The sequence below is a fragment of the Amycolatopsis sp. DSM 110486 genome (genome assembly GCF_019468465.1).
Taxonomy (GTDB): domain Bacteria; phylum Actinomycetota; class Actinomycetes; order Mycobacteriales; family Pseudonocardiaceae; genus Amycolatopsis.
Map to the genome: position 1 here is coordinate 2066413 of NZ_CP080519.1, position 15739 is coordinate 2082151.

The window sequence follows — 15739 nt, forward strand, 5'->3', positions numbered from 1 at the left end:
GTCGTGCACGAGTTCCGCTGACGGCTCAAGCCTTCAGGTGGTTGCGCGCCAGGAAGTCGTCGGCGACGTCCAGCGGGTTGCGCTTCTCGTCGGTGAACTGGACGTTCAGCTCGGTCAGCTGGTCGGTCGTCAGGGCGGCCGAGACGCGGTTCAGGGCGGCGACCTCGGCCGGTGACAGAGTCCCGCGGGCGACGAGCGGCACGATGTTCTGCGCCGGGAACATGTTCTTGTCGTCGTCCAGCGGGACGAAGCCGTTGGACTTGATCGTCGACGACGTGCTGAACAGGTCGGCCACCTGGACCTCGCCGGACTTCAGCGCGGCCACGGTGACGGGGCCGCCGGTGTCGGTGGTGCGGATCTCCTTGAAGGAGCAGCCGTACAGCTGTTCGATGCGGTCCTTCCACCTGCTGCTCCACTGGCCCGGCCCGCCCATCACCAGCTCGCCGCAGCGCCGGCCCAGGTCCGAGAACGTGCGGACGCCGGAGGCCGCCAGTTCGGGGCGCACCACGAGCAAGTCCTTGTCCTGAGCCGGAGCCTGGTCGAGGACCTCGAACCCGGCCGGAAGCTTCTGCTTGAGCTGCGCGTACACATCGTCCGAAGTGGTCGCCTGTGTGTCCTTGTCGAAGTAGCGCAGGAGGTTGCCGCTGTAGTCGGGCACCACCGAAAGGGACTTGTCCTGCAGGGCCTTCACCACGACCTCGCGGCTGCCGACCGGCGGGCGCACCGTCACGTTCTGGGCGCCGGCGTCGCGCAGCGCGCCGGCGTAGATCTGGGCCAGCAGGAGGCTTTCGCCGACGTCGGACGCGCCGATGATGATGTCGCCCGTCGTGCCGCCCTCGCCGCCGCCGGCGAGCGGGTTGCCGCAGCCGGCCAAAACCAAGACGGCAGAAGCGAAAACCAGACCCCAGCGCCTCACGCCACACCTCCCGCCGCCGCGGCCGAGCCGGTGGTCGCCTGCGCGGCGAGTCGGACGCCCTTCGGCACGAGTGCGCGCTGCACCGCGGCGAGCACCAGGTCGAACGCGATCGCCAGCAGCGCCGTGACGATGGCGCCCGCGACGACCTCCGTGTAGTCGAGGATGGCCAGCCCGTCGAGCAGGAACCGGCCGAGGCCGCCGAGGCCGACGTACGCGGCGACCGCCGCCGTCGCGATCAGCTGCAGCACGGCGTTGCGGATCCCGCCCAGCACCAGCGGCAACGCGATCGGCAGCTCGACCTTCCACAGTTGCTGCCAGCCGGTCATGCCGATGCCCTCGGCGGCGTCGACCACGTCGTGCTCGGCCGCCTGCAGGCCCGCGTACGTGCCGGCCAGCACAGGCGGGATCGCCAGCACCACGAGGCCGATGATCGTGGCCGTGGTGCTCTCGGTGAAGAGCAGGAACAGGAACGTGACGAGCCCCAGCGTCGGCAGCGCGCGGATCGCGTTGCCCGCGCCCACCAGCACCACGGCGCCGCGGCCGGTGTGCCCGACCCACAGGCCGAGAGGGAACGCGATCACGACGGCGATGACCAGCGCCAGCAGCACGTACCCGATGTGCTCGCCCAAGCGCGTGGCGATGCCGTCCGGGCCCTGCCAGTTGGCTGCGGTGGTGAACCAGTCGAAGACGTTCACGCGGTCGCCTCCGCGAGCACGGGTGCACGGCCGGCGCGCTCCCACGGGGTCAGGACGTTGCGCAGCTGCACGAGCACCACGTCGACGACCAGCGCCAGCAGCAGCGTGAGCACGATGCCGACCACGATCGGCGAGAAGTACTCGCGCTGGAAGCCGTCGGTGAACAGCACGCCCAGCCCGCCGGTGCCGATCAGCGCGCCGACGCTCACGAGGCTGATGTTGCTCACCGACGCCACGCGCACGCCCGCGGCGAGCACCGGCACCGAAAGCGGCAGCTCCACGCCGAGGAAGCGCCGCGGCGCCCGGTAGCCGATGGCCGTGGCGGCGGCGATGATGTGCGACGGCACGGCCTCGAGCGCGTCCAGCACCGGGCGTACGAGCAGCGCCGTGGTGTAGATCGTGAGCGCGACGATCACGTTGATGCTGTCGAGGATCTTCGACCCGATCAGGCCCGGGATCACCACGAACAGCGCCAGCGACGGGATCGTGTACAGCAGGTTCGCCACCACCAGCAGCACACTGCGCACCGGCTGCCAGCGGTGCCCGAGCCAGCCCAGCACGATGGCGAGCACGATCCCGATCACCAGCGGCACCAGCGCGAGGTAGATGTGCTCGCCCAGGTCACCGAGGATCTCGCCGCGGTTGTTCGCGCTGCCCAGGTAGCGCCCGAGCTCGTCGAAGAAGCCGCCCATCAAGACGCCTGCGGAGTGGCCTCGATCACGTCCAGGACTTGGTGGGCCACGACCGTGCCGATCACGCGGTGTTCCTCGTCCACGACCACGCCGAGGCTGGCGGGCGACGACAGGGCGGCGTCGAGCGCGCCGCGGATCGGCGTGCCCTGCACGTAGAGGGATCCGCCGGCCACGATGTCGCCCTCGGCGAGCTCACCGTCCACAGTGGAGTTCGGCGGCAGCCAGCCGCGGGGCTGCTTGTCGGAGTTCACGACGAGCAGCCAGTTCTTCGACGGCTCCGGCACCTTCGTGCCGAGCTCCACGACGTCCGCAGGGGACACCTCGACGCCGCTGGCGGACACGAAGGACAGACCGCGGTAGCCGCGGTCGCGGCCGACGAACGACGCCACGAAGTCGTCCACCGGGTGGCGCAGCACGTCGGACGGGGTGCCGTACTGGGCGAGCACGCCGCCCACGCGCAGCACCGCGATCTTGTCACCGAGCCGCACGGCCTCGTCGATGTCGTGCGTGACGAACACGATGGTCTTGCCCAGCTGCGACTGCAGCCGCAGCAGCTCGTCCTGCAGCTCCTCACGCACGATCGGGTCGACCGCCGAGAACGGCTCGTCCATCAGCAGCACCGGCGAGTCGCCCGCGAGCGCCCGGGCCACGCCCACGCGCTGCTGCTGGCCGCCCGAGAGCTGAGCCGGATACCGCTTGCCCAGTTCCTTCGGCAGGCCGACGGTCTCCAGCAGCTCGGCCGCGCGGGCGCGGGCCTTGCGCTTGTCCCAGCCGGACAGCAGCGGCACGGTCGCGATGTTGTCGAGCACCGTCCTGTGTGGAAAGAGGCCGGCGTGCTGGATCACGTAGCCGATGCCGCGGCGCAGCAGCGCGGGGTCGCCCTCGCTCACGTCCTTGCCGTCGAGCAGCACGGCACCCGACGTGGGCTCCACCATGCGGTTGATCATGCGCAGCGACGTGGTCTTTCCGCAGCCCGAAGGGCCGACGAGCACGGTGATGGTGCCGTCGTCGACGGTGAGCGAGAGTCCGTTCACCGCCACCGTGCCGTCCGGATAGCGTTTGGTCACATCGCGGAACTCGATCGTCACGGACTTCTCCCCACGTCAGATGCAGATCGACCGTAGCCCACTCGGCGGGCCTTGGCAGCCTTTCCCGCACTGTGGCCCCTTACCGATCCGGCCAAAAGAAGGCGGGTACCCAACCGGACGTGACCGCGTCTGACGACCATTCCCGCCGTGGCTGTGGCCGGATTGGTAACGAGCAGCACAGTAGGCTGGGCGCTCGTGACCGCTCTCGACGACCTCCTGACCGCGCACGGCGCCGGCGTACGCCCGCTGTACGAGGTGATCGACCTGCTCCGCACGGGTCCCCGCGAGCTGGCCGACCTGGTGCGCCTGGCCGCGGCGCCCCGGCGCAGTGTCGAGGACGTGCTGGCCGCGCTGGAGCGTGATTTGGAGCGTTCCGCCGCAGGTATCCGGATCGCACCCGCCGCGCTGCCCGAGTACGAGGCGTACCGCTTGCCGCGGTTGCCCGATCCGCTCGACGACGCCGTGGCCGCGCATTCCGAGCTGCTCGCGTCGATTTCCGGCTGGGTCGCCGGTGTGCCGGCGCCGCTCGCCGCCCTCGACCACGTGCAGGCGACGCCCGAGACGGTGCTGCGGCGTGCTTTGTGGCTCAACGCCCGCTACGACCTGCGCCGCTCCCGCCTGCTCTTCCTCGGCGACCACGACCTGACCTCGCTGGCCGTGCACGCCGTGTGCCCCGAGGCCGAGCTGACCGTGGTGGACCTCGACGAGCGCGTTCTGTCCTACCTGGACTCCACCAGCGACCGGAAGGTCGCCACCGCGCACGCCGACCTGCGGGTCGGCCTGCCGCCCGCCGTGACGGGCCGCGCGGACCTCGTCTTCAGTGATCCGCCCTACACCCCGGACGGCATGGGGCTGTTCGCCGCTCGCGCCGTGCAGGCGCTGCGCGAGCCGACCGAGGGCCGCATCCTGCTGGCCTACGGCTACAGCCCCCGCCACCCCGCACTCGGAGCCCAGGTGCAGCGTTCGCTGGCGACGCTCGGGCTCACGTTCGAAGCGATCCTGCCCGACTTCAACCGCTACGACGGCGCCCAGGCCATCGGCGCCGCCGCCGACCTCTACGTCTGCCAGCCCACCGCGAAGGCCCGCAAAACGGGCCGGGGCAAGGGAAAGTCGGCCATCTACACCCACGGGCCGCAGTCCGTGGAGGCCACCGGCACGAAACCGACGCTGCTGTCCGCGTTGCGCGACATCGCCTCCGAAGGCGGTCTGGCCCTGGAAACCCGGCCCGTCGACTGGTCGATGTCCGCGCCCGAGGGTGACGCCGTCGCCATGGACCTCACCGCGGACCCCGGCCCGTGGCTGCTGCGCACCCTGCTCGGCACCAACGCCCGCCGCCTGGCCCTGCTCGTGCCCAACAACCACCCGGACCTCGCCGACGCGGCCTCGCAGGCGGCACTCACCGACCTCATGGCCGGCAAGTACCGCCTGCGGTTCCTGCGCAGCACGCCGGACAACCGCCACGCCGTGGTCACCGCGGACATGGTCGACGACCCGTCGGAGGTCCTGACCCGGGCGCACGCGCGGCTGGCGAACGTCGCGCTCGACGTGCCGGGCGAGCTGGTGGACCTCCGGCTGGTCGACGTGCCGCGGCACCGGCTGGTGGAACTGCTGCGCTGAAGCCGGGGACCGCAGTGGCTCAGAACAGTTCCGCGGCCAGTGCCTTGTAGACACTGAAGACCTCGTCGTCGTAGACCTGCAGTTCGACGTCCGGAATGGCCGGGTGGGTGGCGTGGCGGGTGGTGATCACCTGGATGGCGACATGGTTCGCGCCCTGATTGTGGTGTTCGCCGAGCTGCCCGGCGATAGCGGCCGCGTCGCCGTGGGCGACGACGGCGTCGATGAGGCGGTCGCTGCCGTCGCCGGTCAGGTCTTCGTCGGTGAAACCCAATCGACGCAGGTTGCTGGTGTAGTTGGTGAGGCCCAGGTACGGGTGTTTGATGCGCGGCCGCGCCGTGTCACGGGCGCGAGCCGGGTCCGTGTCGAGCACCACCTTCTGCTCGGGCGCCAGCAGCGCGGAAGGGCCGAGCGCCGCACGCGAAAGCCGCGTGTGCGACGGCGGCACGAGGTAGGGCACCGACCCGCCCGCGCGCGAAGCCGTGAGCTCCAGCATCTTCGGCCCCAGCGCGGCGATCGCGCGGCCCTCCACCGGAACGCCGCCCTCGTCGAGGCCGTCGAGGTAGCTCTTCATCGCGGCGAGCGGCTTGGTGAACTCCCGCGTCTGCTCCGGGTGACCCGCGCCGATGCCGAGCCAGAACCGGCCGGGGAACCGCGAAACCAGCCGGTGGTACGACTTCGCGGCGACGGCGGGGTCACCGTGCCAGATGTTGAGGATGCTCGTGCCGACCACGAGCGTCGAGGTGGCTTCGAGGAGTTCGTCGAGGCCCGCGAGGTCGGTTGGTGGGCCGGCGGCCCACAACGTGGAGAAGCCGAGCTGCTCGATCTCCTTCGCCATCGCCGGGGTGGTCAGAGCGGCCGGTTGCCAGACGCCGTAGGCGCCGAGGTCGATCGTCATGCCCCCCAGCGTGGCGACAGAAAAATGGACCGGCAAGTCCAGAGCGTCAGAAGAGCTCGGCCGCCAGCGCCCGGTAGACGGCCAGGATCTCGTCGTCGTAGCTCGGCAGCTCGATCCCGGGGAAGTCGGGATGCTCGACGGTCGCGCCGGTGATCACCTGGATCGCGACGTGGTTCGCGCCTGCCGCCAAGTGCTCGCCGAGGCGAGCCGAGATGGTGGCCGCGTCGCCGTGCGCCACGAGGGAGTCGAGCAGCCGGTCGCTGCCGTCCCCGGAGAGGTCCTCGTCGGTGAAGCCCAGGCGGCGCAGACTGTTGGTGTAGTTGGCCAGCTTGAGGTACGCCGCCGTGACCCGCGGCCGGGCCGTCTCGCGCGCCCGCGCCGGGTCCGGGTCCAGCAGCACCTTCTGCTCGGGCGCCAGCAGGAGCGAGGGACCGAGGGCCTCACGGGCGAGCCGCGTGTGCTCGGGCGTCACGAGGTACGGCACGGCCCCACCCGTGCGCGAGGCCGCGAGCTCGAGCATCTTCGGGCCCAGCGCGGCGAGACCGCGGCCTTCCACGGGCACGCCCGCGGCGTCGAGGCCGTCGAGGTACGCCTTGGTCGCCGCCAGCGGCTTGGCGAACTGCTGCGTCTGCTCGCGGTGCCCCACACCGAGCCCGAGCCAGAACCGGCCGGGGAACCGCGTGCTGATCCGGTGGTACGCGGCAGCGGCGGTGGCCGGGTCGCCATACCAGATGTTGAGGATGCCCGTGGCGACGACGAGCGTCGACGTCGCCTCGAGCAGCTCGTCGATGCCCGCCAGGTCGACGGGCATGGCCGCCACCCACAGCGTGGTGAAGCCGAGCGCCTCGATCTCCTTGGCCATGTCGGGAGTGGTCAGGGCGCCGATCTGGAAGATGCCGTACTGACCGAGTTCGATCTTCATCACCTCAGCATGGCCCGGAAAAAATGGACCGGCGAGTCCAAAAAAGGGGCTCCTCACCATAGAGGAGCCCCTTTTCGGCAGGAAGAACTCAGCCGGTCACACCGTCGACCACCGCGGCCTTGGCGACGGCCGCCGCGACCTCAGGGGCGACGCGCGGGTCGAGCGGGCTCGGCACGATGCGGTCGGGGCCGAGGTCGTCGGTCGCGACGGAGACGATGGCGTCGGCCGCGGCCAGCTTCATGTTCTCGGTGATCGCGCGCGCACCGGCGTCGAGGGCGCCGCGGAAGACGCCGGGGAACGCCAGGACGTTGTTGATCTGGTTCGGGAAGTCGCTGCGCCCGGTGGCGACGATCGCCGCGTAGCGCGCCGCGTCGGCCGGGTGCACCTCCGGGTCCGGATTGGACAGTGCGAACACGATCGGGTCGTCGGCCATCGAGCCGAGCAGCTCGGGGTCGATCGTCGCGCTGGACAGGCCGAGGAACACGTCGGCGCCCTTCAGCGCGGCTTCGAGACCGCCGGTGAGACCGGAGGAGTTGGTGGTCGTGGCCAGCTGCTGCTTGATCGGGTTCAGACCCTCGCGTCCCGAGTGGATGATGCCGCGCGAGTCGAGCACCGTGACGTCGCCGACACCGGCCTCCTGCAGGATCTTCGCGCAGGCCACCCCCGCCGCGCCCGCACCCGAGATGACCACGCGCTGGTCGGCGATCGCGCGGTCCAGCACCAGGTTCGCCCCGCGCAGCGCAGCGAGCGTGACGATCGCGGTGCCGTGCTGGTCGTCGTGCATGACCGGGCAGTCGAGCGCGGCCTTGAGCTTGTCCTCGAGCTCGAAGCACCGCGGCGCCGAGACGTCCTCCAGGTTCACCGCGCCGAACGACGGGCGAAGGCGCACCAGCGTCTCCACGATCTCGTCGACATCGGTGGTGTCGAGCACCAGCGGAATCGAGTCGAGGCCGCCGAACGTCTTGAACAGCACCGACTTGCCCTCCATGACGGGCAACGACGCGCTCGCGCCGATGTCGCCGAGGCCGAGCACCGCCGTGCCGTCGCTGACGACCACCACGAGACGGTCGGCCCAGGTGTACCGCTTCGCCTGGGCGGCGTCCTCGGCGATCGCGCGGCTCACCTTCGCCACGCCGGGCGTGTAGGCGATCGAGAGGTCGCGCGGGTCGGAGATGGGCCGGGTGGCCGCCACGGAGAGCTTGCCGCCCTCGTGCCCGGCGAAGATCTCGGCGTCCGTCACCGGCGCGGCGGTGGCGGCGGTGCTGGCCTGGTCGGTCATCGGGGTTCCTGTCGTCGTTTCCGGCGTTCGCCCCTCGGCGATCGCGGAACTCGCGGGGTGGATCTGCGTCACTGAATTACTCCTGGGACTGCGAGCGGGGGACCACTGGCAGCGGGCGAAGGCGCACCCGCGCACCCTTGGAACTTGTCCTCCGGACGGCAGCCCAGCGCGGTAGCGCCGGCCTGTCGGCGAGGCGTCACAGCGGCCATCCGATCCGTGGGGTGTGGCTGATGGCCGCGGACGCTGCGGTCTCCCAATCATGACAGGAGCCCCTCCGGAGGCGGACCCTCGGTGCGGCTCATGTCACAGATTCAGTGGACTTCCCGAGGAAAACCGCCGAAAATCCCCTATTCCCAAGACGTCCGTCCGGTTTTGTTGAATGGTTCCGAACCGATTCAGTGACCACGACGGACCGCGGCCACCCGCATTTCGCGCCGCGCGGCACTCGATAAGGTGAGCGCATGCAATTCCGCCCACTGAAGGTCGCCGACGCCTACGAGTTCACCCCCCGCGCGTTCCACGACGAGCGCGGACTCTTCGTGGCGCCGTTCCAGGAAGAGGCGCTGCTGAGCGCCACCGGGCACCCGATGCGCATGGGCCAGACCAACCACAGCGTCTCCCGCCGCGGCACCATCCGCGGCGTGCACTTCGCCGACGTACCGCCGGGCCAGGCGAAATACGTCTACTGCCCCGCCGGTTCCCTGCTCGACGTGATCGTCGACGTGCGCACCGGCTCCCCCACCTTCGGCCAGTGGGACTCCGTCCTGCTCGACGCCAAGGACTTCCGCGCCGTGTACGTCGCTGAGGGCCTGGGCCACGCGTTCGTGGCGCTCGAGGACAACACGGCGATGGCGTACCTGTGCTCCGAGCCGTACAACCCGTCGGGCGAGCACGGCATCAGCCCGCTCGACCCCGCGCTCGACCTGCCGTGGCCCGCCGATCTGACGCCGATCGTGTCCGAAAAGGACGGTTCCGCCCCGACACTGGCGGAGGCCGAGGCACAGGGGCTGCTGCCGTCGTACGCGGATTGCACGGCCTACTACGAGAAGCTGCGCTCGGCTCACCACTGAGTTCCGGCCGACCCACGGCCGATTCTCGCTGTTGCGCCTTTAATATGCGTGCATATAATATGCCCGCATGGCACTGTACGAGTACGAGCACGCCGAGACCACCACCGCGCCCGCGTCGTCCGTCTGGCCACTGTGGACGGACACGTCGCGCTGGCCCGAATGGGACGCGGGCCTGCGGGAAGTCGTGCTGGACGGCCCGTTCGAGGCGGGCACCAGCGGCACCATGACGATGCCGGACCAGCCGCCGATCCCGTTCACGCTCACCGCCGTCGACGACGGCCGCGGGTTCACCGACGAGACCCGGCTGCCCGACGCCACGCTCGTCTTCGAGCACTGGCTGGAGGACGCCGAAGACGGCACGCGCATCGTCTACCGCGTGACGGTGGACGGACCACCGGAGCTGGGCCCGGCCGTCACCGAGGACACCCCGGACGCCGTGCGCGCGCTGGCACGGCTGGCCGAGGCATCCTTGCGGGCATGACCGCTCCGGAGTCCCGCCTGCCCGGTCCCGACGAGAGCCCCGGCTTCCTGCTGTGGCGCGTCACGCTGGCCTGGCAACGCGTGATGCGTGCCGCGCTGGCGCCGCACGACCTCACGCACGTCCAGTTCGTGCTGCTCACCACCACGTGGTGGCTCACGCGCTCCGGCGAGCCGCCCACGCAGCGGCAGCTCGCCGAGCAGGCCGGCACGGACACGATGATGACCAGCCAGGTCGTGCGCAAGCTCGCGGACCGCGGCCTGCTCACGCGCGCCGACGATCCGGCCGACGCGCGCGCGAAGCGGGTGCAGCTCACCGAAGCCGGCTCGGCGCTCGTCGCGAAAGCGTTGCACGACGTCGAAGACGCAGACGCACGGTTCTTCGGCGGGCTCGGCGAGCGGACCGGTGGGTTCGTGTCCGCGCTGGCCGAGCTCGGGACATGAGAGCTCAGACCAGCACGTCCTCCGCCAGCACCCGTTCGACGTTGCGCTCGGCCAGGGCCGTGATCGTGACGAACGGGTTCACGCCCGTGCTGCCCGGGATGAGCGAGCCGTCCGTCACGTAGAGGTTGCGGTAGCCCTTCACGCGCCCGTAGTCGTCCGTCGCGTCGCCGAGGACGAGGCCGCCGAGGGGGTGATAGGTGAACCGGTTCTCGAACGGGCGGGTGTCGCCAAAGAGGTCGTAGCGGTAGATGGCGACGTTGGCCGCGTTGATCTTGTCGAACATCGCCTTCACCGCATCGATCGACGGCTGGCCTTGCGCGGCGGTCCGCTGCAGTTTCGCCGAATCCGAAGCCACATCGTAGGTGAAGTGCCCACGTTCCGGGTTCTTCGTGATCGCCAGGTACAGGCTCACCCACGTCTCGAGCCCGGCCGGCACGGGCGCGATCTCCGCGAAGACCGGGTGCACGGGGTCGTTCCAGTTGTCGATGCCGAGCGCGGGCATGCCGGACTGCAGGCTGCCCGTGGTGTCCCAGACGTGGTTGGCGCGCCCGAGCATCACGTTGCCGTTGGTGCCCCAGCCCTGGCCCACGGCGTCAGGCAGGTCCGGCAGGCGGCCGGTTTCCCTTGCCCGCAACAACAGTTCGGTGGAACCGACACTGCCGGCGCCGAGGAAGAGGTGCTTCGTGCTCACGCGCTTGGTGGCCACGACCGCGCCGTACGGGTCGATTTCGCGCACCACCAGCGTGTACGCGCCGTCGGGCTGCTGGATGATTTCGCGGACCTCGTGCAGCGTCTGGACCGTCACGTGCCCGGTGCCCAGCGCGGCCGCGAGGTAGGACTTGTCGAGCGAACGCTTTCCGTGGTTGTTGCCGTAGATCACTTCCGACGCGAGCGCGGAGCGTTCGACGGTGCCGGCCTCTTCCTGCTCCAAGTATGAGAAGTCGTAAACGCTGGGCACGAAAGTCGTCGTGAAACCGGCTTTCTGCGCGGCTTTCCGCGAAACGCGCGCGTATTGGTAGGAGCGGCAGGCCTCGAACCACTGCTCGTCCACGGAGTTCACGCCGAGCCCGGCCCGCGCGCGCGGGAAGTACATTTCGTACATCTCGTCGGCGTCCACGCGCGGCAGAATTTCCTCGAAGTACGAACGTTTCGGCGTCACGGCCATCGCGCCGTTGACCAGCGAGCCGCCGCCGACGCCGCGGCCGAGGTACACGGACATGTCGCCGTAGTTCACGCGGTCGAGCACCCCGGCATACGGCTTGATGTCGTGGTTGGCGATGTCGAGCCACAGGAACGACGCGAGCGGCGCCTGCGTGCGGTTCTTGAACCACATCGAGCGCTGGTCGGGGTTCAGCATCTCGCAGAAAACTTGCCGTCAGGCCCGGGATCGTGCCATAGCTGCCCCATTTCGAGCATCAGCGTGGGCACACCGGCCTCGCCGAGGCGCAACGCGGTGGCCGCGGCGCCGTAACCGGTCCCGATGATCACGGCGGGCGAATACCCGGGCAGGGGCGTGTTCACGGTGGCGCCGCACGTCCATCCCCTTGGGCAGCCAGCGGTGCGACGGCGGCACGGTCGCCTCCGCGAGCATGCCCATCGCGATCTCCGCGAGGTTGCACGCGGCGATCGCGTGAAAGGTCCGGATGTGGTTGTGGACACCCCACCACTTCGGCGCGGTGACCGAACAGTGCCCCGGACGCAGCTGCCGCACCGACGGCAGCACGGTCGGCGAAATAGGGCACGCGCAGGCACATCGCCGCGGAAAACAGCTGCTTACCGCCCGGTTTGCCGGCCAGCCGGCGCCGCAGCGCGAACGTCGGGCTCGTGCCCATCGGAACCTCCCCATCTACCTACTCGTCAGTAGGTAAACACAGTACGCGACCTGCCCACAAACGGGAGCGGGGCTATATTCGGGCTCGTGGCACATCGGCTTTTCCTCCTCAGACACGGCCAGACCGAGTGGTCCGTCAACGGCAGGCACACCGGACGCACCGACATCCCGCTCACGGCGGCGGGTGAGGACCAGGCGCGCGCGGCGGGCGGCACCCTGCGCACCCTGCTTGGCGGCCCCAAGCTCGTGATCTCGAGCCCGCGCGAACGCGCGAAGCGCACGGCCGAGCTCGCCGGCCTGCGCGTGGACGAACTCACCGAAGACCTCGCCGAGTGGGACTACGGCGAGTACGAAGGCCTGACCACGCCCGTGATCCGCGAAACGGACCCGGGCTGGACCGTGTGGACGCACGCGATCCCCGGCGGCGAGAGCGCCGCCGACGTCGCCGCGCGCGCCGACAAGGTCCTCGATCGGGCACGCCGCGAAATCGACAACGGCGACGTGGTCCTGGTGGGCCACGGGCACTTCAGCCGCGTGCTGGTGGCGCGCTGGGTGCGCCTGTCGTCCACCGCGGGTGTCCACTTCGGACTGGACCCGGCCGGCATCGCCGTGCTGGGCGACGAACGCGGCGAGCCCCAGGTCGAGCACCTGAACCTGCTGCCCGCACTGGAAGGCTGAGCGCTTGCCCGACCCCCGCATCCGGCGGATCCGGCCCGAAGACGTCGACGCCGTGGTGGAACTGGTCTACGCGCTCGCCGAGTTCGAGCGCGCGCCGGACGAATGCCACCTCGAAGCGCCGCAACTGCACAAAGCGTTGTTCGGCCCCGCGCCGGCGTTGTTCGGCCACGTCGCGGAAGTCGACGGCCGGGTCGCCGGGTTCGCGTTGTGGTTCCTGAGCTTCTCGACCTGGCGCGGCACGCACGGCATCTACCTGGAAGACCTGTTCGTGCGCGCCGAGCTGCGTGGCTCGGGGCTGGGCAAGGCGCTGCTCGCGGCGCTGGCCGCCGAGTGCGTCGAGCAGGGTTACCAGCGACTGGAGTGGGCAGTGCTGAACTGGAACCCGGCCGTCGGGTTCTACCGGGCACTCGGTGCGCTGCCGCAGGACGAGTGGACCACCTACCGGCTCACGGACGCGCCGCTGAAGGCGCTGGCCTCCGAAAGCTGACGCAGCCAGGCCCGTCAATCCTCGTCGTGGCGCTCGCGTTCCTCGCGGCGCCCGGCGAGGCCACCGCGTTCGGCTGCTTCTTCCTCCGTCTCGCCTTCGCGCAGGCCGAGCGCCCACGCGCGGGCCGGGCGGCGGAAGAGCAGCACGAGCGCCGCGAGGCCGCACACGCCGATCGGCACACCCCAGGCCGGCTGGCCGGACGGGCCGAGCACGTACCAGCCGATGCCCATGAGCAGCAGCGCGACCACGACACCGGGCGAGCGCGCCCACTGCCGGCCGAGGACCAGCCCCGCCGAGGCGGCCAGGAACGCGATCGCCAGCACCGCGTAGGTGCCGAACTCGGCCCAGATGTTGTTGCCCGGCTGAGAAGGTTCCTGCAGGCCGCGCACGAGGATCACGACGCCCAGCACCAGGAGCCCGAGACCGGGCAGCGCGGTGAGGATCCCGGCCAGCCGGACCTCGAACGGGGTGGGCGGCTGGTTCTCGTCGAGCGACACGGGTGCGGCCTTCCAAGCTGCTTTGCGGGAGCACAGCGACCCGACCTGCACGGGTCACGGTGGGTGAGCGGTTTCGATCGTATGCCACCCGGTCGGCCGTTTTCGCGGGGCGCCGGGCACGTGAAAATCGGGGTTGTCGTCGATGAGCGGGCGGTCGGCCCGGGTGCACTTGTCACGACGAGCGGATGTTCGCCGTACGCAAGGGAGGATCGCCCGGCACAGGGTCACCGGACGCAGTACTGGCGCACTCCTTCGGTGCATCTGGAGCGCCGTTCCCCGTGTTGAGCTTCGCGTCACCTTGTGCCGTCGAAGGTTCTCCACCCGGGCGAACGTCACCTACGGTGGGGAAGTGCGCGCCATCCTCGTCGTGAACCCCCAGGCCACCTCGACCACCGCCGGTGGCCGGGATGTGCTGGCGCACGCGCTGGCCAGCCAGGTGAAGCTCGACGTCGTCGAGACGGACTACCGCGGCCACGCGATGGCCGTGGCGCGCTCGGCGGCCCGCGACGGTTTCGACCTGGTCGTGGCCCACGGCGGCGACGGTACGGTCAACGAGGTCGTCAACGGTCTCCTCGCGGACTCCACCGGCGACCCGGGCCGGCTCGGGTGCGTCCCGATGCTCGGCGTGGTGCCCGGCGGCTCGGCCAACGTGTTCGCGCGCGCCCTCGGCCTTCCCGTGGATCCCGTCGAAGCCACGCACCAGCTGCTGATCGCGCTGGAGAACGACCGGCGCCGTCGCATCGGGCTCGGGCTCGCCGACGGGCACTGGTTCACCTTCAACGCCGGGCTCGGCTGGGACGCCGACGTGGTGGGCCGCGTGGCGAAGCGGCGGGGCAAGGAAACGAGCGCCGCTCTCTATCTACGCGCTTCAGTGGGCTCCTACTTCCGGCCGCCGATGGGCCGGCCCGCCCTGACCGTGCGGATCCCGGGCGAGGAACCCGCCGAGGTGGTGACCGCGTTCGTGTCCAACACCGATCCGTGGACCTACCTGGGTGATCGCGCCGTCCACCTCAACTCGGGTTGCTCGTTCGAGACAGGATTGGGCCTGTTCGCGTTGAACGGTCTGCGGTTGCCCACCGTGTTCACGCATGTACGCCAAGCTTTGCTCACGAAGAGCGACCAACACGGGCGTCGTCTGATGCGCCGCGACGACGTGCCGATGATCCGCATCGACGCAGCTGAACCGGTGAACTTCCAGGTCGACGGGGACCTCGTCGGGCAGCGGACGCGAGTGGAATTCCAGAGCGTGCAGGATGCACTCACAGTAATCGTGTGACGGTGCGACCACTGATCGCCTGCGGCAAAGTGCATCTTGCCGCTCGTCGACCCAGAACCTCCGCTCACCGCATCGCGCTTCCGCCGGGCGGTCTGTTTCGGACAGAAACCGCAGGTCAGAGGCGTCGCTCGGCCGGGTGAGCTGACTCACCGATCTTCGGGAAACCCTTGTCGAACGCGGTGCTTCGTGAAAGCATTCACAAGCACCCAAAAACACGACCGCCATGACGACTGTGGCGCGGCCCTCCCGCGCCACTATGAAGGAGCTCACGAACATGGACTGGCGCCACGACGCGTCCTGCCGAGACGAGGACCCCGAGCTGTTCTTCCCGGTGGGAACCAGCGGTCCGGCTCTGCTGCAGGTCTCCGAGGCGAAGGCCGTGTGCCACCGCTGCACCGTCGCTTCCGACTGCTTGGCCTGGGCTCTTGCCAGCGGCCAGGACGCCGGCGTGTGGGGCGGCATGAGCGAGGACGAGCGACGCGCGCTCAAGCGCCGCCGTACGCAGATCGGCACGCGTACCATCGCCTGAGCCTGAAGGCTCAGAAGCACCACAACCCTGAACTGGATTCGTCGCAGGGGCTTTTCTTTGTCCTCTCCGCCTGCGACTTGGGGCGATACCCATCCGGTTTAAGCGTAACAACCGAGGTGAAACCACCCGCACCCGGGTGCACTGCACCTCACCAGGACTGAACAAGTCCTCCCGCGGAACGTCGTGAGGGCCGGTACCGATTCGTTCGGTACCGGCCCTTCGGCGTGTCCGGGGTTCTTTCGGCGTCGCCCTCTTCCGTGCCGCCGACCCAGTCGCCCGCCGGCCGTCCGTTGTGGACCGACCTCCGCGGCCGATTGCCCTGGGGTAGAAGATCTTTCGCGTTTGA

At 70.0% G+C, this 15739-nt stretch carries 16 protein-coding genes and 2 pseudogenes; 8 read left to right on the forward strand and 10 right to left on the reverse strand.

What is annotated here, in order from left to right:
- Positions 1 to 25: 25 nt before the first annotated feature.
- The 4 genes from K1T34_RS09960 to K1T34_RS09975 are packed head-to-tail and all read right to left on the reverse strand — an operon-like array spanning position 26 to position 3391.
- Positions 26 to 916, reverse strand: coding sequence for an ABC transporter substrate-binding protein (locus tag K1T34_RS09960; protein ID WP_220243996.1), 891 nt, complete (start codon positions 914 to 916; stop codon positions 26 to 28).
- Complete coding sequence (locus K1T34_RS09965) at positions 913 to 1611, reverse strand: ABC transporter permease (RefSeq protein ID WP_220243997.1); 699 nt, start codon at positions 1609 to 1611, stop codon at positions 913 to 915. The genes K1T34_RS09960 and K1T34_RS09965 overlap by 4 nt, the downstream gene beginning before the upstream one ends.
- Positions 1608 to 2303, reverse strand: a complete 696-nt coding sequence (locus K1T34_RS09970; RefSeq protein WP_220243998.1) for an ABC transporter permease — start codon at positions 2301 to 2303, stop codon at positions 1608 to 1610. Before K1T34_RS09970 ends, K1T34_RS09965 begins: the two co-directional genes overlap by 4 nt.
- Positions 2303 to 3391: an ABC transporter ATP-binding protein gene (locus K1T34_RS09975; protein ID WP_220243999.1), complete on the reverse strand. Its 1089-nt coding sequence runs from the start codon at positions 3389 to 3391 to the stop codon at positions 2303 to 2305. Before K1T34_RS09975 ends, K1T34_RS09970 begins: the two co-directional genes overlap by 1 nt.
- 195 nt (positions 3392 to 3586) lie before the next feature.
- On the opposite strand from K1T34_RS09975, the gene K1T34_RS09980 reads away from it, so the two are divergent.
- Positions 3587 to 5008 (forward strand): bis-aminopropyl spermidine synthase family protein, encoded by a 1422-nt coding sequence (locus tag K1T34_RS09980; RefSeq protein WP_220244000.1) that lies wholly within the window; start codon positions 3587 to 3589, stop codon positions 5006 to 5008.
- A gap of 19 nt (positions 5009 to 5027) precedes the next feature.
- Here K1T34_RS09980 and K1T34_RS09985 read toward each other — a convergent pair whose 3' ends face one another.
- From K1T34_RS09985 to K1T34_RS09995, 3 genes are all read right to left on the reverse strand, one after another.
- A complete protein-coding gene (locus K1T34_RS09985) occupies positions 5028 to 5903 on the reverse strand; it encodes an LLM class F420-dependent oxidoreductase (RefSeq protein ID WP_220244001.1) in 876 nt (291 codons plus the stop codon).
- A 46-nt stretch (positions 5904 to 5949) separates the two neighbouring features.
- Positions 5950 to 6825, reverse strand: a complete 876-nt coding sequence (locus K1T34_RS09990) for an LLM class F420-dependent oxidoreductase (protein ID WP_220244002.1) — start codon at positions 6823 to 6825, stop codon at positions 5950 to 5952.
- Positions 6826 to 6913: 88 nt separating this feature from the next.
- Positions 6914 to 8104, reverse strand: coding sequence for an NADP-dependent malic enzyme (locus tag K1T34_RS09995; protein WP_220244003.1), 1191 nt, complete (start codon positions 8102 to 8104; stop codon positions 6914 to 6916).
- A 461-nt stretch (positions 8105 to 8565) separates the two neighbouring features.
- Between K1T34_RS09995 and K1T34_RS10000 the strand changes: the two genes are divergently transcribed.
- From K1T34_RS10000 to K1T34_RS10010, 3 genes are all read left to right on the forward strand, one after another.
- Complete coding sequence (locus K1T34_RS10000) at positions 8566 to 9174, forward strand: dTDP-4-dehydrorhamnose 3,5-epimerase family protein (protein WP_220244004.1); 609 nt, start codon at positions 8566 to 8568, stop codon at positions 9172 to 9174.
- 67 nt (positions 9175 to 9241) lie between these two features.
- Entirely contained in the window at positions 9242 to 9655 is a 414-nt protein-coding gene (locus tag K1T34_RS10005) for an SRPBCC family protein (RefSeq protein WP_220244005.1), read from the forward strand.
- Complete coding sequence (locus tag K1T34_RS10010) at positions 9652 to 10095, forward strand: MarR family winged helix-turn-helix transcriptional regulator (protein WP_220244006.1); 444 nt, start codon at positions 9652 to 9654, stop codon at positions 10093 to 10095. Before K1T34_RS10005 ends, K1T34_RS10010 begins: the two co-directional genes overlap by 4 nt.
- Before the next feature lie 4 nt (positions 10096 to 10099).
- Here K1T34_RS10010 and K1T34_RS10015 read toward each other — a convergent pair.
- Both K1T34_RS10015 and K1T34_RS10020 read right to left on the reverse strand, forming a co-directional pair.
- Positions 10100 to 11616, reverse strand: a pseudogene (locus K1T34_RS10015) (GMC oxidoreductase).
- A 10-nt stretch (positions 11617 to 11626) separates the two neighbouring features.
- Positions 11627 to 11927, reverse strand: a pseudogene (locus K1T34_RS10020) (hotdog fold domain-containing protein); the annotation flags it as partial.
- Positions 11928 to 12013: 86 nt separating this feature from the next.
- On the opposite strand from K1T34_RS10020, the gene K1T34_RS10025 reads away from it, so the two are divergent.
- Both K1T34_RS10025 and K1T34_RS10030 read left to right on the forward strand, forming a co-directional pair.
- The gene (locus K1T34_RS10025) at positions 12014 to 12604 is read left to right on the forward strand and encodes an acid phosphatase (protein ID WP_220244007.1); all 591 of its coding nucleotides are present in this window, start codon (positions 12014 to 12016) and stop codon (positions 12602 to 12604) included.
- Between the two features lie 4 nt (positions 12605 to 12608).
- Positions 12609 to 13091 (forward strand): GNAT family N-acetyltransferase, encoded by a 483-nt coding sequence (locus tag K1T34_RS10030; protein ID WP_220244008.1) that lies wholly within the window; start codon positions 12609 to 12611, stop codon positions 13089 to 13091.
- Between the two features lie 14 nt (positions 13092 to 13105).
- Here K1T34_RS10030 and K1T34_RS10035 read toward each other — a convergent pair whose 3' ends face one another.
- Positions 13106 to 13588 carry a hypothetical protein gene (locus K1T34_RS10035; protein ID WP_220244009.1) on the reverse strand — a complete coding sequence of 161 codons (483 nt, stop codon included), beginning with the start codon at positions 13586 to 13588 and terminating at the stop codon, positions 13106 to 13108.
- A gap of 349 nt (positions 13589 to 13937) precedes the next feature.
- Between K1T34_RS10035 and K1T34_RS10040 the strand changes: the two genes are divergently transcribed.
- Positions 13938 to 14864, forward strand: coding sequence for a diacylglycerol kinase family protein (locus K1T34_RS10040; protein WP_220244010.1), 927 nt, complete (start codon positions 13938 to 13940; stop codon positions 14862 to 14864).
- 274 nt (positions 14865 to 15138) lie between these two features.
- The gene (locus tag K1T34_RS10045; RefSeq protein ID WP_220247091.1) at positions 15139 to 15393 is read left to right on the forward strand and encodes a WhiB family transcriptional regulator; all 255 of its coding nucleotides are present in this window, start codon (positions 15139 to 15141) and stop codon (positions 15391 to 15393) included.
- The last annotated feature ends 346 nt before the right edge of the window (positions 15394 to 15739 follow it).

Excerpts from the sequence above, each read along its gene's own strand:
- K1T34_RS09970 (WP_220243998.1), bottom strand. The coding sequence starts at position 2,303 with ATGGGCGGCTTCTTCGACGAGCTCGGGCGCTACCTGGGCAGCGCGAAC.
- K1T34_RS09985 (WP_220244001.1), bottom strand. The coding sequence starts at position 5,903 with ATGACGATCGACCTCGGCGCCTACGGCGTCTGGCAACCGGCCGCTCTG.
- K1T34_RS09990 (WP_220244002.1), bottom strand. The coding sequence starts at position 6,825 with ATGAAGATCGAACTCGGTCAGTACGGCATCTTCCAGATCGGCGCCCTG.
- K1T34_RS09995 (WP_220244003.1), bottom strand. The coding sequence starts at position 8,104 with ATGACCGACCAGGCCAGCACCGCCGCCACCGCCGCGCCGGTGACGGAC.
- K1T34_RS10000 (WP_220244004.1), top strand. The coding sequence starts at position 8,566 with ATGCAATTCCGCCCACTGAAGGTCGCCGACGCCTACGAGTTCACCCCC.
- K1T34_RS10005 (WP_220244005.1), top strand. The coding sequence starts at position 9,242 with ATGGCACTGTACGAGTACGAGCACGCCGAGACCACCACCGCGCCCGCG.
- K1T34_RS10010 (WP_220244006.1), top strand. The coding sequence starts at position 9,652 with ATGACCGCTCCGGAGTCCCGCCTGCCCGGTCCCGACGAGAGCCCCGGC.
- K1T34_RS10045 (WP_220247091.1), top strand. The coding sequence starts at position 15,139 with ATGGACTGGCGCCACGACGCGTCCTGCCGAGACGAGGACCCCGAGCTG.